Below are 23,576 nucleotides of genomic sequence, written 5' to 3'. Positions count from 1 at the left end.
TCGGGGGCACTGTGACGCCGAGAGATTGCCTTAGGGTTGACGGGACGCCGGTACGCGAGGCTTTGCGCCGTTCGCCTCTCCTTAAGGGCGAGGGGAACGGCGCTGGCCTGATCAGTCCATCAGCTTGCGCGTCAGATAGACATATTCGAGCGCCTGGCGGCGCGCCGTCTCGGCGAGGTTGGCGCTGGCCGCGTGACCGCCATCGACGTTCTCGTAGTAGAGCACCGGATAGCCCAGCTCCATCAGGCGCGCGGCGGCCTTGCGGGCGTGGGCCGGGTGCACCCGATCGTCCTTGGTCGAGGTCTCGATGAACACCTCGGGGTACTTCTGGCCAGCCTTGAGGTTGGAATAGGGGTCGTACTTGGCGATCACGGCCCGCTCCGACGGAATGGCCGGGTCGCCGTACTCGCCCACCCACGAGGCGCCCGCGCCGATCTGGCTGTAGCGGATCATGTCGAACAGCGGCACCTGCACGACGATGGCGTTGTACAGCTCGGGCCGCTGGGTCAGGGCGACGCCCATCAGAAGACCACCGTTCGAACCGCCCATGATGCCCAGGCGACGCGGCGAGGTGATCTTGCGCGTGATCAGGTCCTGCGAGACGGCGAAGAAGTCGTCATAGACCTTCTGGCGGTTCTCCTTGAGACCGGCCGAGTGCCAGGCCGGACCGAACTCGCCGCCGCCCCGGATATTGGCCACCACATAGACGCCGCCGCGCTCCAGCCACAGCTTGCCCATCGTTCCCGAATAGCCGGGCGTCAGGGGCACCTGGAAGCCGCCATAGGCGTAGAGCAGGGTCGGCGCGGCGCCGTCATACTTCACGTCCTTGGGCCGCACGACGAAATAGGGAACCTTGGTTCCGTCGGTGCTGGTCGCCTCGAACTGCTCGACTACGTGGGTCGAGGCGTCGAAGCGGGCCGGCGACGCCTTGATCTGCTCCAGCTTCAGCGAGCCGGCGTCGGCCAGCCAGAAGGTGGTCGGCGTCAGATAGCCGGTGACGGTGACGAACAGGCGCTCGCCCTTGTCGTCGGACGAGCCCAGGCCGATCGCGCTGTTGGCCGGCAGGTCCAGGGCCTGGGCGGTCCAGCCCTTGGGACCGTGGGTGAACACCTTGGCCGCGCCCTTGACGTTGTCGAGCATGCCGACGACCAGCTTGGTGCGGGTGGTCTGGACCTGTTCCACCGACTGGCGGGCCGTGGGACGCAGGACGAGCGTGGCGACCGCCTTGTCCGGCGCGGCCTTCAGCTTGGCCAGATCGAAGCTGATCAGGTCGCCGGTCTTGAAGCCCTTCGCCGGCCAGTCCTGCTCCATCAGGACGACCATCTGGCCGTCGACATAGCCCTGGATCGAGCTCTTCAGCGGCAGGTCGAGCTTCACGGGCTTGTCGCCCTCGATCAGATAGGTCTCGCTCTCGAAGAAGGTGACGCCCCGCGTGGCCATGACCGCGACCGCCTTGCCGTCGGCGTCACGCAGCACGAACGGGCTGACCGAAACGTCGGTCTCGACGCCGCGGAAGACTTCCTTGGCTTGATCCAGGGGCTGCCCGCGCTTCAGGGCCTTCAGGACATAGGCGTAGCCCGACTTGGTCAGCTCGCCCGGCGTCCACTCGCGACCGACCAGCAGGGTGTCCTTGTCCAGCCAGGTGTAGTTCTGCTTGCCCTCCGGCAGCTCGAACCCACCCGGGACAAAGGCCTTGATGGTGGTGTCGAACTCGCGAACCGTCACCGCGTCCTTGCCGCCGTTCGACAGGGTGATGAGGCAGCGGGTGTCGTCCGGCGGCAGGCAGCTGGCGCCCTTGAACACCCAGTTGGCGTTCTCGGCCTTGGTCAGGGCGTCGATGTCGAGGATCGTTTCCCAGGCGGGCTCGGCGGTGCGGTAGCTGTCCAGCGTCGTCCTGCGCCAGATCCCCCGGACATGGTCCTTGTCCTGCCAGAAGTTGCGCAGGGAACCGTCGCCGGCGAACGACACGCCGGGCACCCGGTCCTTGGCGTTCAGGATGGCCAGGGCCTTGGATTCCAGGTCGGCGTAGCGCGCGTCGCCCTGCAGCACGGGCAGCGAGCGGGCGTTCTGGGCCTTGGCCCAGTCCATCGCGCGCGTCCCCTCGATCTCCTCCATCCACAGATAGGGGTCGTCCTTGCCCAGCTCCGACAGAGGCGTGCGGGCCTCGGCGGCGGGCTTGCCGGCGGGTTTGGCGGTGTCGGCGGCGATCGCGGGGGTCAGGGTCATCAGACTCGTGGAGGCGAGGAGGGCAAGCAGCGACTTACGCATTTAGTGATCCATCAACTGGCGCGACAGGTAGGTGTAGTGCAGAGCCCAGCGGCGGGCGTTGGCCTTGGGGTCGGCCCCGTTGGCGTGGCCGCCGTCGGTGTTCTCGAAATAGAGGTTGTCGACCTTCAGGTCGTCCAGGCGCGCGGCGAACTTGCGCGCGTGACCCGGATGGACCCGGTCGTCCTTGGTCGAGGTGGTGATGTAGGCCAGCGGGTATTTCACGCCCGCCTTCAGCTTCTGATACGGGCTGTAGGCCTCGATCCAGGCGCGTTCGGCCGGGATGGCCGGGTCGCCATACTCGCCGATCCACGAGGCGCCCGCCGGCAGCTGGGTGTAGCGGATCATGTCCAGCAGCGGGCTTTCCACGATCACGGCGTTCCACAGGTCGGGCCGCTGGGTCATGGCCACGCCCATCAGCAGGCCGCCGTTCGAGCGGCCATAGGCGCCCAGGTGGCGGGGCGAGGTGATCTTCTTGGCGATCAGGTCCTCGGCCACGGCGAAATAGTCGTCATAGGCGCGCTGGCGATTGGCCTTCAGCGCCGCCTGGTGCCAGCCTGGGCCAAACTCGCCGCCGCCCCGGATGTTGGCCACGGCGTAGCTGCCGCCGCGCTCCAGCCAGAGTTTGCCGATCAGCGGATCGTAGACCGGCAGCTTGGACAGGTTGAAGCCGCCATAGGCGTGCAGCAGCAGCGGGTTCTTGCCGTCGTGCTTGTGACCCTTGGGGTGGATCAGGAAGTAGGGAATCTTGGTCCCGTCCTTGGAGGTGGCGACCTTCTGCTCGACTTCGAGCTTGGAGGCGTCGAACTGGGCCGGCAGAGCCTTGATCGTCTGGGCGGTGGTCCCCTTGGCGTCGGCCAGTTTCAGCTGGGTCGGGGTCGCAAAGCCCTCGTCGGTGTAGAAAACCAGATCGCCCTCGTCGGAATGCGAGCCGAGCGTGACGGCGGCGTTGTCGATGACGGGCAGGTTGGTCTGGACCACTCCGCGCTCGCCGTTGTTCTGCAGGCTAACCAGCGAGCCGCGCACATTGTCGTAGACGACGGCGACCACGCGGTTGTCGGTGACCGTGGCCTGGGCGATCGACTGGCGCGGCCCCGGCGACAGGATCGCGCAGGGGTTACAGCCGTTCGACACCACGATCTCGCTGCCGGGGCGCAGGCGCTCGGGCGAAACCAGGGCGAGGCTGCCGGCGGGGATGGCGACGCCTGCGAAGGTCCAGGGCTCCTCGGTCTTCACGACCAGCGAGCCGTCCAGCATGCCGACAATGCCGCCCTTCTTGGGCAGCGGCAGCGGCGCAAGACCCTTGGGCGTCCACTCGAAGTACAGACTGTTGAAGAAGTCGGTCGCCTGTTCGATCAGCACCACGCGGCCGCCCTTGGCGTCGCGGATCACGTTCGGGCGCACCGACACGTCGCCCTTCTGGCCGCGATAGATCTCGACCGCCTCGCTCAGCGCCTGACCGCGCTTGAGCGTCTTGACCACCATGCCATAGCCGCTGTCGGTGGTCGTGCCCGGGCCCCAGTCGCGGGTCAGGATCAGGGTGTCGGGATCCAGCCACTCGATCGACTGCTTGCTCTCGGGCAGCACGAAACCGCCCGCCGCCGGATCGACGAAGGTCTTGGTGGTGAGGTCGAACTCGCGGACCGTGACGGCGTCCTTGCCGCCGTTCGACAGGTTCACCAGGCACCGGTCGTGGGTCTTGGGGCGGCAGTCGGCGCCCTTCCAGATCCAGTTCTTGCCCTCGGCGGCCGAGAGCGCGTCCAGGTCGATCACGGTCTCCCACTGGGGATCGGCCGACTTGTAGGACTCAAGGCTCGTGCGCCGCCAGACGCCGCGCACATGGGTGGCGTCCTGCCAGAAGTTGAACACCGTCTTGCCGACGAAGTTCGGCATGGCGATCCGGTCCTTGGCGGCCAGGATCTTCAGGGCCTGCGCCTGCAGACCCGCAAAGCGCGGATCGCTGGACAGAAGCGGCAGGGTCTTGTCGTTCTGCGCCTTCACCCAGGCGAGGGCTGCAGGGCTTTCGACAGCCTCGAGGGCCAGATGGGGATCCTTGTCCTGGGCCCACGCGGAGCCGGAGGCCAGGAGGACAAGGGCGAGAGCGGCGGCCGAGCCGTGGCGGAGCGTCATCATGGCTGGGGACGGTATCGAACATTCCGTCGCGCGCCAGCCCACTTTTCGAACGTCCTGAACCGAGAAACGGCCTTGGCGCGGGCGATCATGCCCCGCGTCGCCGCGTCCCCTGACTTGGCGCGGCTTTTCCACTATATAGCCCCGTCATGAGCCGCACCTTCCTGAAGATGAACGGCCTGGGCAACGACTTCGTCGTCATCCAGACCCTCACCGAAGCCTTCGATCCGACCCCTGAGCAGATCCGTGCGATCGCCAAGCGGCCCGGTGTCGATGGCAAAGGCGGGATCGGCTGCGACCAGGTGATCGCCATCGATCCGCCCAAGGCGCCGGGCGCCTCGGCCTATGTGCGGTTCTGGAATGCGGACGGGGAAGTAGCCGGCGCGTGCGGCAACGGCACGCGCTGCGTCGCGTGGCTCCTGATGCAGTCGGCCGGAAAGGACGCCGTGGCCTTCGACACCGTCGCGGGCCGTATGTCGGGTGTTGCGGCCGGCGACAAGCTGGTGACCGTCGACATGGGCCCGCCCGGTCTCGACTGGACCCAGATCCCCCTCTCCGAAGAGATGAACACCGAGCGCGTGGAGCTGCAGGTCGGACCGATCGACGCGCCGCTGGTCCACACGCCCGTCTGCGTCTCGATGGGCAATCCGCATGTTGTGTTCTTCGTCGACGCGCCGGTCACCGATGACTTCGCGCGCGGCACGGGCAGCCTCGTCGAGCACCATCCGCTGTTCCCGCAAGGCGTCAATGTCGGCTTCGCGCACATCGCCAGCCGCGACCATATCCGGCTGAAGGTCTGGGAGCGTGGCGCGGGCCTCACCCAGGCCTGCGGCACCGGCGCCTGCGCGGCCCAGGTCGCCGCCGTGCGTCGCGGCCTGACCGATCGCAAGGCGCGGGTCGAGTTTGACACGGGCTCCCTGACCATCGAATGGCGCGAGAGCGACGGCCACGTGATCATGACGGGCCCGATCACCATGGAATACGCCGGCAAGCTGCCGGAGCTGGTCGCCGCATGAGCCTTCATCCTGCCCTTGCCGCCGGCAAGACGGCCGTCATCACCGGCGCCGCCGACGGCATCGGCCTGGCCGCCGCCAAGATCTTCCGCGAGCTGGGCCTCAACGTGGTCATGGCCGACGTCACCGGCCGCAAGCTGAAACAGGAAGCCGAGGCCATCGGCGCGATCGCCGTGCCCACCGATGTCGCCGATCGTGCGGCGGTCGAGGCCCTGAAGGCCGTCGCGATCGAAAAGTTCGGCGCGGTCGACGTGCTGATGAACAATGCCGGGGTCGGCGGCGGCGGCGACGCCTTTGCCGGCGACGACGCCTGGTCGCGCATTCTCGACGTCAATCTGTGGGGCGTGATCAACGGCGTGCAGGTGTTCGGTGAAGAGATGGCCCTGTCGGGTCGTCCCGGCCTGATCATCAACACCGGCTCCAAGCAGGGCATCACCCAGCCGCCTGGCGACACGGCCTATAATGTCTCCAAGGCTGCGGTGAAGGCCCTGACCGAGGGCCTGGCCCACACGCTGCGCCAGACCGAGGACTGCCAGGTCACCGCCCACCTGCTGATCCCCGGCTACACCTTCACCGGCATGACCAGGCGCGGTCCGGGCGACAAGCCCGACGCGGCCTGGACGCCCGAGCAAGTGGTCCACTTCATGCTGGCCCGCATCGAGGCCGGCGACTTCTACATCCTGTGCCCGGACAACGACGTCACCCGCGCGGTCGACGAGCGGCGCATGGCCTGGGCCATGGGCGACATCATCGAGAACCGCCCGGCCTTGTCGCGCTGGCACCCCGACTGGAAGGACGCCTTCGCCAGTTTCGCCTCGTCGGGCGTCGACAAGCCGTGACCACCTACACCGTCATCAAGGCGACCCCGAAGCCCCAGCCTGCCGCGGGCGAGGAGGGTGGGCCGGCGACCACTCTGTCGGGGCCGGACGGCGTCGATGTCGTCACCTTCGGCTGCCGGCTGAACGCTTATGAGAGCGAGGCCATGCGGGCCCGCGCTTCGGCGGACGGTCTTTCCGACGCGGTGGTGTTCAATACCTGCGCAGTGACGGGCGAGGCCGTGCGCCAGGCCCGCCAGGCGATCCGCAAGGCGCGGCGCGAGCGGCCGGGCGCCCGGATCATCGTCACCGGCTGCGCCGCCCAGGTGGATCCGGCCGCCTTCGCCGCGATGCCCGAGGTCGATCTCGTGCTCGGCAACGCCGAGAAGGCCGCCCCCGGCGCCCTGACCGACACCTCAACCCGCGTGCGGGTCAACGACATCATGTCGATCAAGGAGACCGCCGGTCACCTGATCGATGGCCTCAAGGACCGGGCCCGCGCCTATGTCGAGGTGCAGAACGGCTGCGATCACCGCTGCACCTTCTGCATCATCCCCTATGGTCGCGGAAACTCGCGCTCGGCCCCGGCCGGCGAGGTCGTCGAGCAGGTCCGCAAGCTGGCCGCCGAGGGCTATCGCGAGGTCGTCCTCACGGGCGTTGACGTCACCTCCTGGGGCGCGGACCTGCCGGGCCAGCCGACGCTGGGCCAGCTGGTCGGCCGCATCCTGCGCATGGTTCCGGACCTGCCGCGCCTGCGTCTGTCGTCGATCGACGCCGCCGAGATTGATCCGGATCTCTTCAAGCTGCTCGAGACCGAGCCGCGGCTGATGCCTTACCTGCACCTGTCCTTGCAGGCGGGCGACAACCTTATCCTCAAGCGCATGAAGCGCCGCCACAGCCGCGAGGACGCGCTGAAACTCGTTTCGGAGGTCCGCCGTGTGCGTCCCGACACCGCCTTTGGCGCGGATCTGATCGCCGGCTTCCCCACCGAGACCGACGAGGCTTTCGAGAACACCCTCAAGCTGGTCGAGGAGGCGGGCCTGGCCTTCCTGCACGTCTTCCCCTACAGCGCCCGCCCCGGTACGCCAGCCGCGCGGATGCCGCCGGTGAAGGGGCCGGTGATCAAGGATCGCGCCCGTCGCCTGCGGGAAGCCGGGCAGCGCGGCCTGGAACGTCACCTGCAGGCCCAGGTCGGCCGCACGCTGGCCGGTCTCGTCGAGCGCCCGGGCGTGGCGCGCGCCGAGGACTTCACCGAGATCGCCTTCGAGGGCGCCGCGACGCCCGGCGCCATCCAGGCGTTCCGGATCGTCGGCCACGACGGCGCCCGCGCCCTCGCCGAGCCTGTTTAGGCCGCAGACGACGCCGAGTTCCGCGTCTTCCACAGCGACCAGACCACGCCCGACGCCAGGATGGCGAAGGTGATCGACAACGACAGGCCGGCGGGGAACTTCTCCCAGCCCAGGGCGTCGGCGATGAAGATCTTGCCGCCGATGAACACCAGCAGCACGGCCAGCGCCTGCTTCAGATAGGCGAAGCGGTGCAGCACGGCGGCCAGCGCGAAGTACAGCGCCCGCAGGCCCAGGATCGCCATGATGTTCGAGGTGTAGACGATGTAGGGGTCGGTGGTGATGGCGAAGATGGCCGGCACCGAGTCGACGGCGAACACCAGGTCGGCCAGCTCCACCAGCACCAGGGCCAGGAACAGCGGCGTGGCGAGAAGCGCCACCTTGCCCGTACGCTTGTCCACGCCCCGCACGAAGAAGCGCTCGCCTTCCAGCTTGTCGCTGACCGGCAATACGCGTCGCAACCACTTCAGCGCGGCGTTGTTGTTCAGGTCGACGGGCTTGTCCCCGGCGAACAGCATCTTGACGCCCGTGATGATCAGGAAGGCGGCGAAGATGTACAGCACCCAGCCGAACTGACTGACCAGGGCCGCGCCGACGCCGATCATGATGGCCCGCAGGATGATGACGCCGATCACGCCCCAGAACAGCACCCGGTGCTGCAGGGCCGGAGGGATGGCGAAGAAGCCGAAGATCAGCGCGATGACGAAGACGTTGTCGATCGCCAGACTCTTCTCGATCACGAAGCCGGTCAGGTACTCGACGCCCGCCGTCGCGCCTAGCTGCATCCAGACCAGACCGCCAAAGCCAAGGCCCAGGCTGATGTACAGCAGCGACATCATCAGGCTGTCGCGCACGCCGATCTCGCGCGGGGCGCGCTTGCGGCCGGGCACGACGCCTAGGTCGAACGCCAGCAGCGTCAGCACGCCGAGAATAAAGCCCGCCCACATCCACAGCGGTTTGCCGATGATCGGCAGGGTCAGAAAATCCATGATCTCGTTCAATCGTGAGCGGCGGGCCAGGGGGCGGCGCGCACACCGCCGGTCGCCGGCGATGGAATCGCCGCCGCGCTGGCCTTTGCCGCATGAAAGGGAGCGCGCCGCCGGGCTGGCGGCGCGCTGTTCAGGGTCGGACGGACGGTTAGGCCCGAATATCCAGCCGGCCCGCCATCAGCGGGCGCGGCGCGGGTCCGCGTTCGATACGGTCAGGCGCGGTCACCGGCTTGGCGGTGGGCTGGCTGGCGTGCGACGCGGCCTGGACAAGGGTCTGTTGCGCCATCTTCAGGGCGACCCAGGTCGAGGGGGTTGACGTTCCGACCCTCATCGCCGGCCTCGCTCGGCGACAAGATCAAACTGGGCGGGGCTCAGCGACAGCAGGCCGCAGACCCGCAGCAGAACATCCCGCTCCTCGGCGTCGAAGCCGCCGTCCGACGCGGCGACCACGCAGGCGGCGTTGACCACCGCCCGAGCCGCGTCATGGCGGCCGCGCAGGCGTCGGATGGCCATCTCGGCCTCGAACTGGGCGGCTTCCTGATCCTGCTCGAAGCGTCGCTCCAGGGCCTCGAACGCCTCCAGAGCGTCGTCGACGCCGAACACCGCCAGCGCCGCCAAACCGCGCATGCGTTCCAACATGCGCTCGCGCTCGTCAGGGGTGACCCAGCCATCGGCGCGGGCGACCAGTGCGCAAACGGCCACCAGGGCGTCCAGCTGATCCAGCTGCGCGGGGGTCCAGGTCTCGGCGATCCGCACGCGCGCGGCGTGGATGGGATTAAGGGACATGTGTGCTCTCCTCTGTTGGGAGGGAGCGCCCGACACCGGGTTGGCGGGGTTTTGGGGGGCTTGACCCTTGGACCCGACGCCGGGCGCACCCGACGCGGTCCGACATCACGATCACGCTTTTGAAGCGCGAGAGTCGTCAGAGGGGCCCGGCCCGCACTTCAGATATTGGATCAAGCGCGAGCGGACGCAAGGGGGCATGTTGGCTAATCTTACAGACGCGTCGGCGCCCTGGTCACAACAGCTGAGGCGCGCTCAGGCCGACGACGGAGGCCGCTCGTCCCCGTCGTGGAACCCCGGCAGGCTCCAGCCGAACAGGATGGCGCAGGCTCGCAGGCCGAACGCCGCGACGAAGCCCGCGATCCCGGCCGGCCAGAACGGAACGCCCAGCAGCTTCAACGCGGCGAACACCCCTGCGCCCAGCAGGGCGGCCGTGATGTAGATCTCCCGGCGCAGCAACAGGTTCGGCTCTTCGGCCAGCACGTCGCGGATCACGCCGCCGAAGGCGGTGGTCAGGACGCCCATGACGACGGCGCTCAGCGGGTGAACGCCCAGGCCCAGGGCCTTGGCGGTGCCGACGACGGCGTAGGCGGCCATGCCCAGGGCGTCCAGCCACAGCAGGGCCCGAAACCGCCAGCCGCGCTTGCCCATCAGCCAGACCACCGTGGCGGCGGCCAGGCACGCCAGGATGTAGCCGGGCCGCTGCACCCAGAAGACCGGAGCCCCGATCAGCAGGTCCCGGAGCGTGCCGCCGCCCACCCCGGTGATGGCGGCGAAGAATCCGAAGGTGATGACATCGTGCTTGCGTCGGGCGGCCGCGAGGGCGCCGGTTGCCCCGAAAACCGCCGCAGCGGCGTAGTCGAGCCAGAAAAGCGCAGTTCCGAGCGGGTCAAGCTGCAAGTCCATGCCCCTTCATCGCATGCGTCAGAGCGCGGCGCTAACCATCGACCGTTAAATCCCGATTTACACTTTCGCCCGTTCGACTAAAGGGGCGCGGATGAGCGATAAGCCCGATCAGAAAAAAGGCTGGTTCCAGCGCCTGACGTCTGGCCTGACCCGGTCTTCCCAGGCGATGACCGAGCAGGTCACCGGGGTCTTCACCAAGAAGCCCCTGGACCAGGAGCAACTGGACGCCCTCGAGGAGATGCTGATCGAGGCCGACCTTGGCCCGCAGATCGCTGCGCGCATCACCGAAGCCTTCGGCAAGGCGCGGTTTGGCAAGTCGTCGACCGACGATGAGGTCAAGGAGGCCCTGGCCGAGCTGATCGCCGCCGAGCTGTCCGACCGTCAGGGCGACTTTGATCCGCTGAACGGGCCCCGCCCCTATGTGGTGCTGTTCATCGGCGTCAACGGCTCGGGCAAGACCACGACGCTGGGCAAGATCGCCGCTGACCTGACCGAGAAGGGCGCGCGCGTGCTGATCGCCGCCGGCGACACCTTCCGCGCCGCCGCCGTCGAGCAGTTGAAGGTCTGGGCCGATCGCGCCGGGGCCGACTTCATGTCCAAGCCGACCGGATCCGACGCCGCCGCCTTGGCCTATGAGGCTGTCGAGCGCGCCAAGGCCGAGCACTACGACGTGGTGCTGATCGACACCGCCGGCCGACTGCAGAACAAGCAGGGCCTGATGGACGAGCTCCTGAAGGTCATCCGCGTCGTGAAGAAGGTTGATCCGGACTACCCGCATGAGACCCTCCTGGTGCTGGACGCCACGGTCGGCCGTAACGCCCTGGCGCAGGAAAAGATCTTTGGCGGCCAGGTCGGGGTTTCGGGCATTGTCATGACCAAGCTGGACGGCACCGCGCGGGGCGGGGTGCTAGTGCCGGTGGCGCGCGCCTCCGACAGCCCGATCAAGCTGATCGGCGTCGGCGAGGGCGTCGAGGACCTGCAACCGTTCGACGCCCGGGCGTTTTCGCGCTCGCTCGTCGGCCTGAAGGACTGATCCGTGAGCGAAGCTTCGCCAAAGGACGATCACGAGGCCAAGCGGCCCAAGAATGGCTGGGTGCGGACGGTCGTCGACTACGGCGCGGCGATCGCCTTCGGCGTGGCCTATTTCGTCACCAAGGACTTCCAGACCGCGACCTGGGTTCTTGTCGCCGCTTCGGCCGCCGCCCTGGCGATCGGCTATGCGGTCGAGCGGCGGCTGGCCATGCTGCCGTTGTTCTTCGGCGGCATGGCGCTGATTTTCGGGGCCTTGGGCCTGATCTTCCAATCCGACGTGTTCGTGAAGATCAAGGTGACGGTGATCAACCTGGCGCTCGCCAGCTTCCTGATCGGCGGCGTGCTGATGAAACGCCAGCCTCTGAAGGTGATCATGGGCGAGGCCCTGCATCTGCCTGAGGCGGCGTGGCGCACGCTCACGCTACGCTACGGCGGCTATTTCGCCTTCGTGGCCATCGCCAACGAGGTGGTCCGCAACACCCAGGACACCGACACCTGGGTCAAGTTCCGTCTGGCCCTGCTGCCGCTGGCCCTGGTGTTCGTCGCCACCCAGTTGCCCTTCATGATGAAGCACATGGCCAAGGGCGATGACCCCAAGGGCGCCGAGCCCCCGGACGCCGGCTTCTAGGTTTCGACCGTCCACGGACCGTTGTCGTCAAACCGACGCGTTCCGATGTTAGTCTTTGTCCGTCGGCCGAGGAGGGCCGCGCGAGCAGGGGGCTGCGGCAATGGCCAAGGGCAAGGGCGACAAGCTGGGCGCAGGTCTTTTGGAGCGCTCCCCCAGTCACTTACTGCATCGCGTGTTGCAACTGGCGCTCGACATCTACGCCGAAGAGTGCGGCGACGCCGGGGTGACCCAGCGCCAGTTCGCCGTCCTGGCGGCCGTGGCCGAGAACGAGGGCGTCACTCAGACCGCTCTGGTCCGCGCCACGGGGATCGACCGTTCGACCCTGGCTGACATGGTCGCCCGCATGATCACCAAGGGCCATCTGGAGCGGCAGCGCAGCAGCGAAGACGCGCGCGCCAACAGCGTGCGCCTGACCGACGCCGGCCGCGAAGCGCTGGAGGCGATCCGTCCGATGGTCGCCATGGCCGACGCGCGCATCCTGGCGCTGCTAAAGCCCAGCAAGCGTGACGGCTTCCTGGATCTGCTGTCCGATATGGCGGGCGCGGAGCTTCATCCGGCCGAAGCCGAGCCCAAGGCCAAGAAGGTCAAGGCGCCGAAGGCCGAAAAGCCCAAGAAGGACAAGAAGCCCAAGAAGGACAAGGCCGCCAAGAAAGCGGCCTGACGGGCTTAGACCACGATATTCAACAGCGAGCCGGGCCGCAGGATCCTCGTGGGCTGGGTGTCCGGCTGCACGAACGGCTTTGCCGGGGCCTGGCGCTGCTGCGGCTGGGCCATGGTCTGCATCTGCACCGTAGAGGGCGCGGCCGCCGGACGGGTCGGCGCGGCGTCGCCCAAGGCCGCCTGGAAGAACGCGGCGCGTGTCGTGGGCCCCGGACCCGCGGCGGGGGTCGAGGTCGTCTTCGACGGGACGGTGGGCCAACCGGCGGGGCGGACGGTGCTCATGACTCGCAGACTAACATGGTTAATGAAGGGTCGGCGAGTATGGTCAACGCCGGGTTAACGCGGTAGCTCCGCGACCTGAAAGCGCACCTGGCGCGACACGGCACGACGGGAGGCCCCATGAACCGGCAGAAGATCATTTTTCTGGTCGTGCTCGGCGCGGTCGCGGTGTTCATCGCCGCGATGGTGCGTTCGATGCTGCCCACCCATCAGGTCTTGGCCAACGGCTACCAGGTGTCGGTCGGCGGCAAGGGCGAGACATGGGTTCGGACGCCGGACCGCAAGGCCCTGATCACCGAGGTGACCTCGGTCTGGGCCTCGAGCGACCGGATGCTGATCGAGCGCCACCCCACCGATGAGAAGCCGCCGTTCAAGCTGCTCGACTGCACTTACCAACTGGGTGAAGGGCGCGGACCCTTGCGCGCGATCTCGAACGCCGAAGCGCGCACGATGATGGCGGGGCTCCGGCGCGAGGCGGCCTCGCCCAAGACCTGCGTCAAATAGCGGCTAGTTGGCCTTGCGCAGCAGATCCTCGGCCGCGTCGGGCGTCAGCGGGCCGGTGTGCTTGGCGAGGATCACCCCGTCGGGGCCGACGAGATAGGTTTCCGGCACGCCGGTAACGCCAAACTCAAGGCCCGCCCGTCCGTCGCGATCGATGAGCTTGGCGGTGAAGGGATCGCCCAGCCGCGTCAGGAACGCCTGGGTGTTGGCGGGCGCGTCCTTGTAGGCGATCCCGACTACACTGACGCCCTGCGCCTTCAGCGCCATCAGCTGCGGATGCTCGACCTCGCAGGGCGCGCACCAGGAGGCGAAGAAGTTCACCAGGATCGGGCCGTCGCCGGCCTGGCGCAGCGGGACGTCGCGGCCGCTGTCCAGATCGGGCAGGGCCAGAGCAGGCATGGGCTTTCCGACCAGGGCCTGGGGCTGAACCCGAGGATCGCGCTTGAGCGCGTAGCCCGCGAACAGGACCGCCAAGGCCGCCAGCACGATCAGCGGCGCGAAGGCGAGCCAGCGCTTCACGGGCGAGTCTCGTCCAGCTCGGCCTGCAGGCGCTCGGCTTCCCGGCGCCAGCGGCGGGACGCCAAGACGCTGTCGGCGATCAGCCAGGCGAACGCCGCCGCCGACACCGCGAACGCGGGCCACAGATAGATGGCGTGCTTGCCGGCGTCGAAGTCGAAGTTCATCGCGCGCCCTCCGCCAGCTTCAGCGACAGGCTCCGCGCCTTGCGCCGCCAGACCAGCGCCCGGATGCGCACCAGCCACAGCGCCCCGAAGCCGCCCAGATAGGCCAGGGCCATGAAGGCCGCGGGCCAGGCGTAGATCGCCGGCAGGTGGTCGCCCTTGTCGGCGAAGAAGGTCGAGGAGCCCTGATGCAGGGTGTTCCACCAGTCGACCGAGAACTTGACGACGGGCAGGTTGATCACGCCGACCAGGGCCAGGATGGCGGCCGAACGCGCGGCCTTCTGTTCGTCCTCGAGCGCGCCGCGCAGGGCCATGTAGCCCAGATAGAACAGCAACAGGACGAGCACCGAGGTCAGGCGCGCATCCCAGACCCAATAGGTCCCCCACATCGGCCGGCCCCACAGCGATCCGGTGATCAGGGCCAGGACGGTGTAGACCGCGCCGATCGGCGCGCAGGCCTGCGCCGCCAGATCGGCCAGCACATGCCGGTAGACCAGCGACAACAGGCTGGCGATCCCGAGGCAAAGATAGATGAACATCGATAGCGACGCGGCCGGGATATGGATGAACATCATCCGCACCGTATCGCCTTGCTGATAGTCCTCGGGGACCATGAAGGTCAGGGTCAGGCCAATGACGGCGGCGACGGCGGACAGACCCCCAAGCCAGGGCGCGGCCCAGCGCGAGAAGGCCATGAACCGCTCGGGGTTGGTCAGGAAATCGAACGTGTGGCGGGCGTCCATGCAGGCTGCTTAGTGCGGCCGGCGCGCCTGGGCAATGGCCGTATCGCTACGGAGGGGAAGCAGCCCGCGTCGTGAGCCGCTTCCGCCGCAAAGCTAAGCTCAGCCGATCTTGCGCTGGATGATCACCCTGCGATCGCCGCCCTTGAACATGGCAGGGCCCTTGGCGTCGAAGCGACGCACGAAGACGCGTCCCCCTTCGCCCATGCCGTCCTCGCCCATGCCCAGCACGTCGAAGGTCTTTTGCTGGCTCGGCGTCAGGGCGGTGTAGAAGGCGCGGGTGGCCTCGGCGCGCGTCTTCATGGCGTCGGCGGCCTTGGTCATGCGGTCGAGGCGCTCGAGCGTGGTCATCGGCGCGCGCTCGGTCCATTCCATCTTGTCGCCGTCGTTCTTGTCGCCCTTTTCCTTTTTGACGACGTCACGCTTGATCTCGATCTTCGGGGTCGTCGCCGCGACGAAGGCCTTGAGCGCGCCGTCCTGGTCGGGACGCAGCTGCAGGACGTCGCGCAGACGCTGGGCGCGCTTTTCCGGATCGGCCGGGCGCCCATGGCGCATCATCATCATGTCCATGCCGGGGCCGACCATGGCCATCATGCCGTCCATCGGCATGGGGGGCAGCGGCGGCAGAGGCGCTTCGGGTGGCGCCGGCGGCGCGGGTGGCGGGGGCGGAGCCGGGATCTGCGCGAGGGCCGCGCCGGCGATCAAGGTGGAGATGGCTGCGCTGGCGAAGACCAGGCGGGTCGTTGTCTTACGCATGGTTGTGAGCTCCCTGTCGTAACTTGAAGCTGGAGCTTGGCCATCAGGTTATGGCGCGAAAATGTCCGAGTTCATGAACAAATCTACATGTTTGCCTGAAACGGGTAACAGTGTTCGCTCCCGCGGATCGCGCCAGCTGACAGATCCGGGCGCGGCTTCCCCTAGAAAAGCCTCGCGCGCCGTGCCATCGCCCGGCCTAACCTTTCGGGCCGGAGTCCGCATGAAGTCGCTCGCCTTTGTCGCGCTCGCCCTGGCTGGGATCAGCTGGGGGCTTGGCTTTCCCACGGGCAAGATGATCCTGCGCGAGACCGACGCGGCCCACATGGTGCTGTTGCGCTTCCTGGTGGCCGCCGTGGCCGCCGCGCCGTTCGCCCTTCGTCGGCCAGAGGTCCGGGCGCTGTTCCGCTCGCCGATCGTGCTGCTTTCCGGCGCGCTCTATGGCGTGGCGTTCATGGTCCAGTTCGAGGGCCTCGCCCATGTCAGCGTCACGGTCGCGGCGCTTCTGGTCGGCGCCATGCCGGCCTTGATCGCCATCAGCGCCCGGGTGCTGGGCGAGAAGGTCTCGCGTCTGTCCTGGGTCGGGGTGGCGGCGGCGACCTTGGGCGCGGCCCTGATCGCGGGAAAGCCCGACGGCGCCAGTTCGCCGCTAGGCGTGGCCTTGTCGATCGCGGCGCTGTTTCTGTTCCTGACCTGGCTGCTGGTGGTGCGCCGCGCGCCGCCCGCGCCCAATCCGATGGCTATTCCGGCGGTGTCGATCATCGTCGCCGCGCTGGTGGTGCTGCCGATCGCGCTCATCATGCACGGTCCGCCGAAGCTGGCGCTCAGCGCGCCGGCCTGGACCGCGATCCTGGCCCAGGGCGTCCTGGCCACCCTGCTGGCGACCGCCGCGTGGCAGTATGGCGCAGCCCAGGTCGGGGCGGCCAGCGCCGGGGTGTTCATCAATATCGAGCCGCTGATGGGCGCGGCCTGCGGCGTCCTGTTGTTCGGCGACCACCTGACCGCCGCCTTGTTCGCCGGCGGCCTGCTGATCATCGGCGGCAGCTTCGCGGTGGTGATGGGCGAGCGGCAGGCCAAGCCTGGCGAGATCCAGGCTACGGTCGCGCCGACGCCGTAAAAGCTGTCATCCCGGCCGCAGCGCAGCGGAGAGCTGGGACCGCGGCAGGCTCTGAGTTTCCGGTGGTCCCGGCTCCGCGCGCTTTGCGCTTGGCCGGGATGACAGTCTATCGGCTCAATCCAGCGCGTTGCGGCAGGCTGCGCCCATGGCGAGCGGCGAGAGCGCCACCGCGCCGGCGCAATAGGCCAGCAGAAGAAAGAGCCCGCCGGTCCAGGGCAGACCCGCCGCATAGCCGTCCAGCGCGCCGGCGCCGAAGATCACCGGCGGCGCGAACAGCGGCAGCACGATCACCGCCACCAGCAGGCCGCCGCGCTTGCTGCCCAGGGCCAGGGCCGCGCCGAGGCCGCCCAGGAAGGCGAAGGCCAGGCCGCCGGCCAGGGCGCAGAGCACCAGCAGCGGCATGACCTTGAGGTCCGCGCCCAGCATCAGCGCGGCCAAGGGTGCGGCCAGCGCCAGCGGGGCGCCGGTCGCCAGCCATTGGGCCAGGCACTTGGCGACCGCCACGGCCTCCAGCGGCGCGGGTCCCATGGCCAGAAGGTCGAGCGTCCCGTCCTCGTAGTCGCGCTCGAACAGACGCTCGAGCGACAGCAGCGCCGCCAGGGCCAGGGCCAGCCAGGCGATGCCCGGGGCGATGGCGGCCAGGCGCTCGGGCGCGCGGCCGGACGCCATGGGCAAGAGCACCACGACGCAGGCGTAGAAGGTCAGGGCCAGCAGGGCGCCGCCGCCCTTGCCCCAGGCCAGGGCCAGCTCTCGCCGCAGCAGGATCGCGAACGCCCTCATGCGCCGACCTCGACGCTGCGGGCCGGGATGGGCAGCGGATCGTGGACCGAGGCCAGGATCATTCCGCCACGTGCGATGTGTTCGGCCATCACCGCGCCGAACGCGGTGCGTTGGCCCACGTCCAGCGGGGCCATGGGTTCATCCAGAAGCCAAAGCGAGCGCGGGCTGGCCGCCAGGCGCGCCAGGGCCAGGCGGCGGCGCTGACCGGCGGAGAGGCGTCGCACCTCCAGATCCAGCAGGCGGCGTAGGTCGAATCGCTGGGCGGCGGCGCGGGCGCTGTCCTCGGTCCCGCCGGTCCACAGGGTCTGGAAGCGGAGTTCCTCCCAGGCCGTGCGACTCGACTTCAGACCATCCTGGTGACCCAGCATGTGCAGATATTCGGCGCGCGCGGTGTCCGCCTCGACCGCGCCGTTCGCGCCCTCGAAGGTGATCGCGCCGGCGGCGGGACGCAAAAGACCGGCCACGGCGCGCAAGAGGCTGGTCTTACCCGCGCCATTTCGTCCCACCAGGGTCGCGGCCTCACCGGCGTGAAGTGTCAGATCCAGCTTGGAAAACAGCGTTCGCTCGCCGCGCGAGATCGCCAGATCCTTAATGAGAACAGCTCTCAACACACCAAGACCCCGCACGTAACATGGACGTTGGTCGACGGCGGCGCTAAGAAGCGGCCGGTCGCCCCCCTCCAGTCGTTCAGGGTGGTACGCGGCGCGGAGGCGGAACCTGTGTGTCCCTTCCGATCTGCGCGTGATTCCGGGAGTGGTTTTCGGGCGGCCGTGGACAGAGAAGGATCCTTGAAAATGGCGTCTGTGGACAGCCTCAAAGCCCGCCGCGAGCTCAAGGTCGGCAAACAGTCTTACGTCTATTACAGCCTTCGCGCCGCCGAGGAAGCCGGTCTTGCCGACGTTTCCTCGCTGCCGGTCTCGATGAAGGTGCTCCTCGAGAACCTGCTGCGTAACGAGGACGGCGTCTCCGTCAGCGAAGACGACCTGAAGGCGGTCGCCGCCTGGGTGAACAACAAGGGCTCGGTCGAGCACGAGATCAGCTTCCGCCCCGCGCGCGTGCTGATGCAGGACTTCACCGGCGTTCCGGCCGTCGTCGACCTGGCCGCCATGCGCGACGCCATGGTCGCCCTGGGCGCCAACCCGGCCAAGATCAACCCGCTGAACCCCGTCGATCTGGTGATCGACCACTCGGTGATGGTCGACAACTTCGGCGACGCGAAGTCCTACGACGCCAACGTCAAGCGCGAGTATGAGCGCAACATCGAGCGTTACCGCTTCCTGCGTTGGGGCTCGTCGGCGTTCAACAACTTCCGCGTCGTGCCGCCCGGCACCGGCATCTGTCACCAGGTGAACCTCGAGTACCTGGCTCAGACCGTCTGGACGAACGAAGTCGACGGCGAACAGGTCGCCTATCCCGACACCGTCGTCGGCACTGACAGCCACACCACCATGGTCAACGGCCTGGCCGTCCTGGGCTGGGGCGTGGGCGGCATCGAGGCCGAGGCCGCGATGCTGGGCCAGCCGATCCCGATGCTGATCCCGGAAGTCATCGGCTTCAAGCTGACCGGCGCCATGCCGGAAGGCGCGACGGCCACCGACCTGGTGCTGACCGTCACCCAGATGCTGCGCAAGAAGGGCGTGGTCGGCAAGTTCGTCGAATTCTACGGCGACGCCCTGGCCAACCTCACCCTGGAAGACCAGGCGACCATCGCCAACATGGCTCCGGAATACGGCGCCACCTGCGGCTTCTTCCCGATCTCGGCCTCGACCATCGCCTATCTAAAGGGCACCGGCCGCACGGCCGAGCGCGTCGCCCTGGTCGAAGCCTACGCCAAGGAGCAGGGCCTGTGGTGGGAGCCCGGCGTCGCCGAGCCGACCTTCACCGACACCCTGGAACTCGACCTGTCGACCGTCCTGCCGTCGCTGGCTGGCCCGAAGCGTCCGCAAGACCGCGTGCTGCTCTCGGACGCCGCCGCCAAGTTCGCCGAGTCGCTGGCCGGTGAGTTCGGCAAGGCCGAGAACCCCGAGCTGCGCGCCCCGGTCGAAGGCGAAGACTTCGACGTCGGCCACGGCGACGTGGTCATCGCGGCCATCACCTCGTGCACCAACACCAGCAATCCCTCGGTGCTGATCGCCGCCGGCCTCTTGGCCAAGAACGCGGTCGCCAAGGGCCTGAAGGCCAAGCCGTGGGTGAAGACCTCGCTGGCGCCTGGCTCGCAGGTGGTCACCGACTACCTGGCCAAGGCCGGCCTGACCAAGCACCTCGACGCGCTGGGCTTCAACCTGGTGGGTTATGGCTGCACGACCTGCATCGGCAATTCGGGCCCGCTGCCGGAAGCCATCAGCAAGACGATCAACGACAACGATCTGGTCGCCTGCTCGGTGCTCTCGGGCAACCGTAACTTCGAAGGTCGCGTGAACCCGGACGTGCGCGCCAACTACCTGGCTTCGCCGCCGCTGGTGGTGGCCTACGCCCTGGCCGGCACCCTGAAGATCGACCTGGCCACCCAGCCGATCGGCAAGGACAAGAAGGGCAATGACGTCTTCCTGAAGGACATCTGGCCTTCGAACGAGGACATCGCCGCCCTGCAGCGCAAGGCGATCAACGAGAAGATGTTCGCCACCCGCTATGGCGATGTCTTCAAGGGCGACAAGAACTGGCAAGGCATCAACGTGACCGGCGGCCAGACCTACGCCTGGGAAGCCGACTCCACCTACGTCCAGAACCCGCCGTACTTCCCCAACATGTCGATGACGCCGGCTCCGGTGACCGACATCGTGGAAGCCCGCATCCTGGCCGTCTTCGGCGACTCGATCACCACCGACCACATCAGCCCGGCCGGTTCGATCAAGGCGTCCAGCCCGGCGGGTCAGTACCTGATCGACCAAGGCGTGCAGCCGGTGGACTTCAACGGCTACGGCGCGCGTCGCGGCAACCACCAGGTGATGATGCGCGGCACGTTCGCCAACATCCGGATCCGCAACAAGATCACGCCGGACATCGAAGGCGGCGTGACCAAGCACTTCCCGACCGGCGAAGTGATGTCGATCTACGACGCGGCCATGAAGTACCAGGACGAAGGCCGCCCGGCGGTCGTCTTCGGTGGCAAGGAATACGGCACCGGTTCGTCGCGTGACTGGGCCGCCAAGGGCACCAAGCTCCTGGGCGTCCGTGCGGTGATCTGCGAGAGCTTCGAGCGCATCCACCGTTCGAACCTGGTCGGCATGGGCGTGCTGCCGCTGCAGTTCGTTCAGGACGGCTGGCAGAAGCTGGAGCTGACCGGCGAGGAGATTGTCTCGATCCGTGGTCTGACGGACCTGGCGCCGCGCAAGCAGCTGATCGTCGAGCTCTACCGCCCGACCGACGGCCGCATCGCCCGCTTCCCGGTGCGTTGCCGCATCGATACCCCGACCGAGCTTGAGTACTTCAAGAACGGCGGCGTGCTGAACTACGTGCTGCGGAACCTGGCCAAGGCCGACTAAGCCGCGCGTTCAAGCGACCCGAAAAGGCGGCCGGTCCCTCGCGGGGCCGGCCGTTTTCGTGTGTGGCGCGAACTGACAACGGTGTCGGCTCGCTTTCTCCCCATATGACACCGCTATTCACGGCCTCGTGAACGGCTAAGCGGGGCGTTCTTGGCTTAAGTGCGCTCAATGCGTAAGGCCGCCCTTTCCCTGTTCAGCCTGGTTTTGTCCGGCGTCGTCGCCACCCTGTCGTGGGGGGGTGTCGCGTGGGCTCAAAAACCGCCCGTGGTGGTCGAGCTCTTTACGGCTCAAGGCTGCTCGTCGTGCGGCAAGGCCAATCAGGTCGCCGCCGACCTCGCCAAGCAGGACGGGGTCCTGGCCCTGACCTATGCGGTCGACTACTGGGACTATCTGGGCTGGAAGGACACCTTCGCCAAGCCGGTCTTCGCCGAACGCCAGCGCGCCTACGCCAAGAAGTTCGCCCTGCGCGACGTGCCCACCCCGCAGATGGTCGTGGCCGGCCGCGTTCAGGCCTCGGGAACCAAGGCCGAAGCGGTCGAGGACCTGGTGAAGACGGCCGCTCGCGCTCGCCTGAACCCGCCGGACATGCAGTTCATCGGCGCGGCCCGCGTCGCGGTCGGTTCGGGTCCGGCTCCGCGCGGCGGCGGCGAGGTCTGGCTGGTGCGCTACGACCCGCGCGAGCAGGACATCGCCATCAAGCGCGGCGACAACAAGGGTCAGACCCTGGTTCACCGCAATGTCGTCCGCGAACTGGTGCGGCTGGGCCCCTGGGCCGGCAAGCCCAAGCTCTATCGCCTGCCTGCGGCCAACGACGCGGATCTGGTGACGGTGGTGCTGGTCCAGGGCGCCAAGGGCGGCCGGATCCTGGGCGTCCTGCAGAGCCCCAGCGACGCCAAGCGCTGATTCCGAAAAACGGACAAGGAAACCCGCGCGGCTGGAGGGGACGAGCCGCGCGGGTCCTTTGCAAGCCGAAGACGACGGTTGGTGACCGGGAGGGCTGGGGGGGCTGGTCAGGACCCGGTCCGGTCGCTTTCGACCCTTCTCTTATCGCGGCCTAACCGGGCGGGGGATCGACCAAAACAAGGTCGTTTCACGGCGGGGTGTGACCCTCTTGCGGCGCTGGCCGTACGCGACGCGCGAAAAAGCCCGCGCGGTGGGGGGAGGTCCGCGCGGGCTCATCTCGGGGGGTATAGGTTTGTCGGCTGACCGGCCCATGATCTGGGGGGCTGGGGGGGCTGTTCAGGATCCTGGACCACAGGGCGTCCGATCAGCCGACATGAGTGTTATCGACCTGCAAACGGGCGGGCGAACGACCGAATTAAGGTGATATCGGGGCGCACCGTGACAGGGGCGTAGCATTTCGGGCGGACGTGACCGTCGCGACACGGATGGTTTCAATCCGCCGATTTAGCGCTAGATTCCAACGATGGCTTTGGAGTCGTCATCCGCGCCCGTCGGCGGCGTTGTTTTCTTCGAGCGGCGCGAGCTCGACCAGCTGATGCGCCTCTACGGCCGCATGGTGGCGGCGGGGGAGTGGCGCGACTACGGCATCGCGGGGCTATCCGAAAGCGCCGTGTTTTCCATCTTTCGCCATGCGGCCGAGGCGCCGCTCTACCGGGTGGAAAAGCGCCCGGCTCTGGCGCGCAAGCAAGGCGCCTGGGCCGTCTATGGCCAAGGCGGCCAGATCCTCAAGCGCGGCCATGAGCTGGCCCTGGTGCTGCGCGTCTTCGAGAAGGGCAAGTTCTCGGTCATCGACTGAACCGCCGGGCGACCGGCGAAGAAAAAGCCCCGGCGGTGATCCGCCGGGGCCCTGCGTCATCGCTTGGCGATGAACTCTTTCATCTTAGTCCCGGTTGCCGCCCAGGAACGACAGCAGGAACTGGAAGAGGTTGATGAAGTTGATGTAGAGGCTCAGCGCGCCGAAATTAGTCGCCACCGCCATGGACGCGCGGTCGCCGCCCATTTCGTAATAGGTCATCTTCAGGCGCTGGGTGTCATAGGCGATCAGGCCCGAGAAGATGAACACGCCCAGCACGTTGATGGCGAACATCAGCGCGGGGCTCTTCAGGAAGATGCTGACCAGCGAGGCGACGACCAGGCCGATCACGCCCATCATCAGGAAGCTGCCGAAGCCGGTCAGGTCCTTCTTGGTGGTGTAACCAAACAGGCTGAGGCCGCCGAACGCCGTGGCGGTCACGAAGAAGGTCGCCGCGACCGACTCGCCCGTGTAGCGCAGCATCACCGAACCCAGCGACGCGCCGATCAGCGAGACGATCGTCCAGTACAACGCGCCGGCCGTCTGGGGCTTGGGGTTGCGCATCGCGAAGCCCGCGACCAGCATCAGAACCAGCGGCGCGAAGGCCACCACCATGTAGAGAGGAGTCACGCCGGCGAGACGGCCGCCCTGCACCACGAACAGAAGGTCGCGGACAGCCGGGACGGACGAGGTGGCGTAGGCGAGAGCGCCGGATACCACCAGACCCAGCGCCACCTTGTTGTAGACGCCGAGCATGAATTTGCGCAGGCCGGCGTCAACCGACATGTCGGCGCGATCCGCCGGGATCGAGCGCGCATAGCCGCGGTTGAAGTCGTTCATCGAAAAAGCCCTTGAGCTAGGCGTCCACCATGGACGCTCCTCGAATATCGTGTGTCGCGCGCCGGGACGCAATCCCCCACC

General features: G+C 67.8%; 25 protein-coding genes. 11 read left to right on the top strand and 14 right to left on the bottom strand.

Annotation, left to right across the window (positions count from 1 at the left end):
- Window positions 1–111 precede the first annotated feature (111 nt).
- Window positions 112–2,268, bottom strand: a complete 2,157-nt coding sequence (locus CA606_RS19370; RefSeq protein ID WP_096053043.1) for a prolyl oligopeptidase family serine peptidase — start codon at window positions 2,266–2,268, stop codon at window positions 112–114.
- Window positions 2,269–4,530: a prolyl oligopeptidase family serine peptidase gene (locus CA606_RS19365; protein WP_181242697.1), complete on the bottom strand. Its 2,262-nt coding sequence runs from the start codon at window positions 4,528–4,530 to the stop codon at window positions 2,269–2,271.
- A gap of 14 nt (window positions 4,531–4,544) precedes the next feature.
- Here CA606_RS19365 and dapF point away from each other — a divergent pair, with 14 nt between their 5' ends.
- From dapF to mtaB, 3 genes are read left to right on the top strand one after another with little or no spacing between them, the layout of a single operon-like run.
- Window positions 4,545–5,411 (top strand): diaminopimelate epimerase, encoded by an 867-nt coding sequence (gene dapF / locus CA606_RS19360; RefSeq protein ID WP_096053045.1) that lies wholly within the window; start codon window positions 4,545–4,547, stop codon window positions 5,409–5,411.
- Window positions 5,324–6,247 carry an SDR family NAD(P)-dependent oxidoreductase gene (locus CA606_RS19355; protein ID WP_181242696.1) on the top strand — a complete coding sequence of 308 codons (924 nt, stop codon included), beginning with the start codon at window positions 5,324–5,326 and terminating at the stop codon, window positions 6,245–6,247. The genes dapF and CA606_RS19355 overlap by 88 nt, the downstream gene beginning before the upstream one ends.
- Entirely contained in the window at window positions 6,244–7,572 is a 1,329-nt protein-coding gene (mtaB, locus tag CA606_RS19350; protein WP_096053047.1) for a tRNA (N(6)-L-threonylcarbamoyladenosine(37)-C(2))-methylthiotransferase MtaB, read from the top strand. The genes CA606_RS19355 and mtaB overlap by 4 nt, the downstream gene beginning before the upstream one ends.
- On the opposite strand, the gene CA606_RS19345 is transcribed toward mtaB, so the two are convergent.
- The 4 genes from CA606_RS19345 to CA606_RS19330 form a co-directional block, all read right to left on the bottom strand.
- Window positions 7,569–8,570, bottom strand: coding sequence for a TerC family protein (locus CA606_RS19345; RefSeq protein WP_181242695.1), 1,002 nt, complete (start codon window positions 8,568–8,570; stop codon window positions 7,569–7,571). The two genes, mtaB and CA606_RS19345, sit on opposite strands and share 4 nt — an antisense overlap.
- Window positions 8,571–8,706: 136 nt before the next feature.
- Window positions 8,707–8,889 carry a hypothetical protein gene (locus tag CA606_RS19340; RefSeq protein WP_096053049.1) on the bottom strand — a complete coding sequence of 61 codons (183 nt, stop codon included), beginning with the start codon at window positions 8,887–8,889 and terminating at the stop codon, window positions 8,707–8,709.
- Entirely contained in the window at window positions 8,886–9,344 is a 459-nt protein-coding gene (locus CA606_RS19335) for a tellurite resistance TerB family protein (protein WP_096053050.1), read from the bottom strand. Before CA606_RS19335 ends, CA606_RS19340 begins: the two co-directional genes overlap by 4 nt.
- Before the next feature lie 252 nt (window positions 9,345–9,596).
- Window positions 9,597–10,247, bottom strand: coding sequence for a trimeric intracellular cation channel family protein (locus tag CA606_RS19330; protein WP_096053051.1), 651 nt, complete (start codon window positions 10,245–10,247; stop codon window positions 9,597–9,599).
- A gap of 91 nt (window positions 10,248–10,338) precedes the next feature.
- Between CA606_RS19330 and ftsY the strand changes: the two genes are divergently transcribed.
- From ftsY to CA606_RS19315, 3 genes are all read left to right on the top strand, one after another.
- Window positions 10,339–11,280, top strand: a complete 942-nt coding sequence (gene ftsY, locus CA606_RS19325; protein WP_096053052.1) for a signal recognition particle-docking protein FtsY — start codon at window positions 10,339–10,341, stop codon at window positions 11,278–11,280.
- Between the two features lie 3 nt (window positions 11,281–11,283).
- On the top strand, window positions 11,284–11,907 hold the full coding sequence (locus CA606_RS19320; RefSeq protein ID WP_096053053.1) for an inner membrane-spanning protein YciB: 624 nt from the start codon (window positions 11,284–11,286) through the stop codon (window positions 11,905–11,907).
- Between the two features lie 100 nt (window positions 11,908–12,007).
- A complete protein-coding gene (locus tag CA606_RS19315; RefSeq protein WP_096053054.1) occupies window positions 12,008–12,568 on the top strand; it encodes a MarR family winged helix-turn-helix transcriptional regulator in 561 nt (186 codons plus the stop codon).
- 5 nt (window positions 12,569–12,573) lie between these two features.
- Here CA606_RS19315 and CA606_RS19310 read toward each other — a convergent pair whose 3' ends face one another.
- Window positions 12,574–12,849 (bottom strand): hypothetical protein, encoded by a 276-nt coding sequence (locus CA606_RS19310; protein WP_096053055.1) that lies wholly within the window; start codon window positions 12,847–12,849, stop codon window positions 12,574–12,576.
- 117 nt (window positions 12,850–12,966) lie between these two features.
- Between CA606_RS19310 and CA606_RS19305 the strand changes: the two genes are divergently transcribed.
- Window positions 12,967–13,350, top strand: a complete 384-nt coding sequence (locus CA606_RS19305; RefSeq protein ID WP_096053056.1) for a hypothetical protein — start codon at window positions 12,967–12,969, stop codon at window positions 13,348–13,350.
- Window positions 13,351–13,353: 3 nt separating this feature from the next.
- Here the strand turns inward: CA606_RS19305 and CA606_RS19300 are convergent, their stop codons facing one another.
- The 4 genes from CA606_RS19300 to CA606_RS19285 form a co-directional block, all read right to left on the bottom strand.
- The gene (locus CA606_RS19300) at window positions 13,354–13,866 is read right to left on the bottom strand and encodes a DsbE family thiol:disulfide interchange protein (RefSeq protein ID WP_096053057.1); all 513 of its coding nucleotides are present in this window, start codon (window positions 13,864–13,866) and stop codon (window positions 13,354–13,356) included.
- Window positions 13,863–14,030 (bottom strand): heme exporter protein CcmD, encoded by a 168-nt coding sequence (gene ccmD / locus CA606_RS19295; RefSeq protein ID WP_096053058.1) that lies wholly within the window; start codon window positions 14,028–14,030, stop codon window positions 13,863–13,865. Before ccmD ends, CA606_RS19300 begins: the two co-directional genes overlap by 4 nt.
- Window positions 14,027–14,770, bottom strand: a complete 744-nt coding sequence (locus CA606_RS19290) for a heme ABC transporter permease (RefSeq protein ID WP_096053059.1) — start codon at window positions 14,768–14,770, stop codon at window positions 14,027–14,029. The genes ccmD and CA606_RS19290 overlap by 4 nt, the downstream gene beginning before the upstream one ends.
- A gap of 99 nt (window positions 14,771–14,869) precedes the next feature.
- The gene (locus CA606_RS19285) at window positions 14,870–15,523 is read right to left on the bottom strand and encodes a Spy/CpxP family protein refolding chaperone (RefSeq protein ID WP_096053060.1); all 654 of its coding nucleotides are present in this window, start codon (window positions 15,521–15,523) and stop codon (window positions 14,870–14,872) included.
- Window positions 15,524–15,743: 220 nt separating this feature from the next.
- Between CA606_RS19285 and CA606_RS19280 the strand changes: the two genes are divergently transcribed.
- Window positions 15,744–16,637 (top strand): DMT family transporter, encoded by an 894-nt coding sequence (locus CA606_RS19280; protein WP_096053061.1) that lies wholly within the window; start codon window positions 15,744–15,746, stop codon window positions 16,635–16,637.
- A gap of 114 nt (window positions 16,638–16,751) precedes the next feature.
- Here CA606_RS19280 and ccmB read toward each other — a convergent pair whose 3' ends face one another.
- On the bottom strand, window positions 16,752–17,417 hold the full coding sequence (gene ccmB, locus CA606_RS19275) for a heme exporter protein CcmB (protein WP_096053062.1): 666 nt from the start codon (window positions 17,415–17,417) through the stop codon (window positions 16,752–16,754).
- A complete protein-coding gene (gene ccmA, locus CA606_RS19270; protein ID WP_096053063.1) occupies window positions 17,414–18,028 on the bottom strand; it encodes a heme ABC exporter ATP-binding protein CcmA in 615 nt (204 codons plus the stop codon). Before ccmA ends, ccmB begins: the two co-directional genes overlap by 4 nt.
- Window positions 18,029–18,211: 183 nt before the next feature.
- On the opposite strand from ccmA, the gene acnA reads away from it, so the two are divergent.
- The 3 genes from acnA (at window position 18,212) to CA606_RS19255 (ending at window position 22,658) form a co-directional block, all read left to right on the top strand.
- Window positions 18,212–20,899 (top strand): aconitate hydratase AcnA, encoded by a 2,688-nt coding sequence (acnA, locus tag CA606_RS19265; protein WP_096053064.1) that lies wholly within the window; start codon window positions 18,212–18,214, stop codon window positions 20,897–20,899.
- Window positions 20,900–21,067: 168 nt separating this feature from the next.
- On the top strand, window positions 21,068–21,802 hold the full coding sequence (locus tag CA606_RS19260; protein WP_096053065.1) for a DUF1223 domain-containing protein: 735 nt from the start codon (window positions 21,068–21,070) through the stop codon (window positions 21,800–21,802).
- Window positions 21,803–22,325: 523 nt separating this feature from the next.
- Window positions 22,326–22,658: a DUF2794 domain-containing protein gene (locus tag CA606_RS19255; RefSeq protein ID WP_096053066.1), complete on the top strand. Its 333-nt coding sequence runs from the start codon at window positions 22,326–22,328 to the stop codon at window positions 22,656–22,658.
- A gap of 84 nt (window positions 22,659–22,742) precedes the next feature.
- Here CA606_RS19255 and CA606_RS19250 read toward each other — a convergent pair whose 3' ends face one another.
- Window positions 22,743–23,495: a Bax inhibitor-1/YccA family protein gene (locus CA606_RS19250; protein WP_096053067.1), complete on the bottom strand. Its 753-nt coding sequence runs from the start codon at window positions 23,493–23,495 to the stop codon at window positions 22,743–22,745.
- Between the last annotated feature and the right edge of the window lie 81 nt (window positions 23,496–23,576).

This window comes from Caulobacter vibrioides, assembly GCF_002310375.3.
Taxonomy (GTDB): Bacteria; Pseudomonadota; Alphaproteobacteria; order Caulobacterales; family Caulobacteraceae; genus Caulobacter; species Caulobacter vibrioides_D.
The sequence above is the reverse complement of the archived record's forward strand: the minus strand, read 5'-3'. Positions and strand labels throughout refer to the sequence as shown.

Excerpts from the sequence above, each read along its gene's own strand:
- CA606_RS19370 (WP_096053043.1), bottom strand. The coding sequence starts at position 2,268 with ATGCGTAAGTCGCTGCTTGCCCTCCTCGCCTCCACGAGTCTGATGACC.
- dapF (WP_096053045.1), top strand. The coding sequence starts at position 4,545 with ATGAGCCGCACCTTCCTGAAGATGAACGGCCTGGGCAACGACTTCGTC.
- CA606_RS19355 (WP_181242696.1), top strand. The coding sequence starts at position 5,324 with ATGGCGCGAGAGCGACGGCCACGTGATCATGACGGGCCCGATCACCAT.
- CA606_RS19340 (WP_096053049.1), bottom strand. The coding sequence starts at position 8,889 with ATGAGGGTCGGAACGTCAACCCCCTCGACCTGGGTCGCCCTGAAGATG.
- CA606_RS19335 (WP_096053050.1), bottom strand. The coding sequence starts at position 9,344 with ATGTCCCTTAATCCCATCCACGCCGCGCGCGTGCGGATCGCCGAGACC.
- CA606_RS19330 (WP_096053051.1), bottom strand. The coding sequence starts at position 10,247 with ATGGACTTGCAGCTTGACCCGCTCGGAACTGCGCTTTTCTGGCTCGAC.
- ftsY (WP_096053052.1), top strand. The coding sequence starts at position 10,339 with ATGAGCGATAAGCCCGATCAGAAAAAAGGCTGGTTCCAGCGCCTGACG.
- CA606_RS19315 (WP_096053054.1), top strand. The coding sequence starts at position 12,008 with ATGGCCAAGGGCAAGGGCGACAAGCTGGGCGCAGGTCTTTTGGAGCGC.
- CA606_RS19310 (WP_096053055.1), bottom strand. The coding sequence starts at position 12,849 with ATGAGCACCGTCCGCCCCGCCGGTTGGCCCACCGTCCCGTCGAAGACG.
- CA606_RS19305 (WP_096053056.1), top strand. The coding sequence starts at position 12,967 with ATGAACCGGCAGAAGATCATTTTTCTGGTCGTGCTCGGCGCGGTCGCG.
- ccmD (WP_096053058.1), bottom strand. The coding sequence starts at position 14,030 with ATGAACTTCGACTTCGACGCCGGCAAGCACGCCATCTATCTGTGGCCC.
- CA606_RS19290 (WP_096053059.1), bottom strand. The coding sequence starts at position 14,770 with ATGGACGCCCGCCACACGTTCGATTTCCTGACCAACCCCGAGCGGTTC.
- CA606_RS19285 (WP_096053060.1), bottom strand. The coding sequence starts at position 15,523 with ATGCGTAAGACAACGACCCGCCTGGTCTTCGCCAGCGCAGCCATCTCC.
- CA606_RS19280 (WP_096053061.1), top strand. The coding sequence starts at position 15,744 with ATGAAGTCGCTCGCCTTTGTCGCGCTCGCCCTGGCTGGGATCAGCTGG.
- ccmB (WP_096053062.1), bottom strand. The coding sequence starts at position 17,417 with ATGAGGGCGTTCGCGATCCTGCTGCGGCGAGAGCTGGCCCTGGCCTGG.
- acnA (WP_096053064.1), top strand. The coding sequence starts at position 18,212 with ATGGCGTCTGTGGACAGCCTCAAAGCCCGCCGCGAGCTCAAGGTCGGC.
- CA606_RS19260 (WP_096053065.1), top strand. The coding sequence starts at position 21,068 with ATGCGTAAGGCCGCCCTTTCCCTGTTCAGCCTGGTTTTGTCCGGCGTC.
- CA606_RS19255 (WP_096053066.1), top strand. The coding sequence starts at position 22,326 with ATGGCTTTGGAGTCGTCATCCGCGCCCGTCGGCGGCGTTGTTTTCTTC.
- CA606_RS19250 (WP_096053067.1), bottom strand. The coding sequence starts at position 23,495 with ATGAACGACTTCAACCGCGGCTATGCGCGCTCGATCCCGGCGGATCGC.